Here is a 1319-nt window from a genome sequence, read left to right on the forward strand (position 1 = left end):
AAGCTCTAAAGCTCTACAATCCTAGAATGGTTTTGCACAACCTATAAGATATTGCAAAGGTTGAGACGGAACGGATCTTCATGGCCGAAGCCTATCAGCTAACATTTCCCTCCCTGTCTGCTACGCTCTCCCCCAACCGCAACCAGCCAGGGAGAGCCCCCAGCCATGACAGATACACCGGAAATCGCGCAGAAAGCCCCCTTCCCCGTCGAGGTAACCGAGGGAAAGACCTATTTCTGGTGCGCCTGCGGCAAGTCGCAAAAGCAGCCGTTCTGCGATGGCTCGCACAAGGGCACGGCGTTCGAGCCGGTGAAATACAAAGCAGAAAAGGACGGCAAGCTGTTCTTTTGCGGCTGCAAGCACTCTGGCAAAAAGCCCTTATGCGACGGCAGCCACTCAAAGCTGTAACAGACCATCCCGCACGCCAAGCACGCCAGGCCTGCCAAGCCCGCCGGGCAGATCACGCCTTGCAGGCCATGCTGCGGCCTAAGGCATCAGCCGTTTGAAGACCGCTGCAGCTGGACAGAATTCCGGAACGGCGGGGGTGTCGCCGCCGCGGCGGGTGGAAATCCACAGCGCGCAGGACTGGCTGCAGCCCGCACCGCGGCAGGCGGTCACCATCCGGGCATAGTCCAAACCGTTGAGCTGCCCGGTTTTCACCGCATGATCGAGATCGACGCCCGCGGCCTTGGCCACGGCGCGCAACAGCCACAGGTGGCGGAAAATATTGCCGAGGCTCCGGGCCTCCGCATCCATGTCCTTCACGCGCTGCGGCCCTTCAACTGCATCAGCACATCCGCATTGCGGCACCCCGGCATCGGTGCCCCGGCGTGGTCATGGGCGGTCAGGAAAGCCTCGCATTGATCCGTCGCGCCGCAGCCGCGGCAGCGGGTGATCATCGCGGCCCAGTCCGCGTGGCTGATATCCCCCGCGGCAAAGGCAGATGTAAGATCCGCCCCCACAGCCTGGCCCATCCGGGCCATCAGCCGCAAATGATACAAGGGGTCCCCCAATGGCTGCATGTTCGAACTCCTTAAAGAGACCGGAAGAAATCCGGAGCCATCAGGCCTGCTGCTCGTTCAAATAGCCAAGCAGATCGCGGTTGCGGCAGAAATCAGGCGCCTCGGCACCGGGGCGCGGCCCTTCGGCCAGCCACTTGCGGCAAGCCCCGACGCCGCCGCAACGGCTGCAGCGCAGCACTGCCTCGGCGATCTCGTCAAAGCGCAAAGTTCCGGCAACCGCCTCTTCCTCAAGATCCAGCCCGACAGTGCCGGCCATCCGGTCAAACAGTTCGGCGTGCTTTTTCAGATCGGCATGGG

At 62.2% G+C, this 1319-nt stretch carries 4 protein-coding genes; 1 reads left to right on the forward strand and 3 read right to left on the reverse strand.

The window, feature by feature from the left end; translation table 11 throughout:
• Window positions 1-165 precede the first annotated feature (165 nt).
• Window positions 166-408: a CDGSH iron-sulfur domain-containing protein gene (locus A2I95_RS38765; protein WP_129370247.1), complete on the forward strand. Its 243-nt coding sequence runs from the start codon at window positions 166-168 to the stop codon at window positions 406-408.
• 78 nt (window positions 409-486) lie between these two features.
• Here the strand turns inward: A2I95_RS38765 and A2I95_RS38770 are convergent, their stop codons facing one another.
• The 3 genes from A2I95_RS38770 to A2I95_RS38780 all read right to left on the reverse strand — a co-directional run.
• The gene (locus A2I95_RS38770; protein ID WP_291737706.1) at window positions 487-756 is read right to left on the reverse strand and encodes a DUF6455 family protein; all 270 of its coding nucleotides are present in this window, start codon (window positions 754-756) and stop codon (window positions 487-489) included.
• Window positions 757-761: 5 nt separating this feature from the next.
• Window positions 762-1022, reverse strand: a complete 261-nt coding sequence (locus A2I95_RS38775) for a DUF6455 family protein (RefSeq protein ID WP_291737705.1) — start codon at window positions 1020-1022, stop codon at window positions 762-764.
• A 40-nt stretch (window positions 1023-1062) separates the two neighbouring features.
• Window positions 1063-1319, reverse strand: a 257-nt coding sequence (locus tag A2I95_RS38780) for a DUF6455 family protein (protein WP_367153212.1), incomplete at its 5' end; no start/stop codon positions are given.

Source organism: Leisingera sp. F5, assembly GCF_001593695.1.

Bases quoted from the DNA above. Each gene is read 5' to 3' on its own strand.
- A2I95_RS38765 (WP_129370247.1), top strand. From the start codon at position 166: ATGACAGATACACCGGAAATCGCGCAGAAAGCCCCCTTCCCCGTCGAG.
- A2I95_RS38770 (WP_291737706.1), bottom strand. From the start codon at position 756: ATGGATGCGGAGGCCCGGAGCCTCGGCAATATTTTCCGCCACCTGTGG.
- A2I95_RS38775 (WP_291737705.1), bottom strand. From the start codon at position 1,022: ATGCAGCCATTGGGGGACCCCTTGTATCATTTGCGGCTGATGGCCCGG.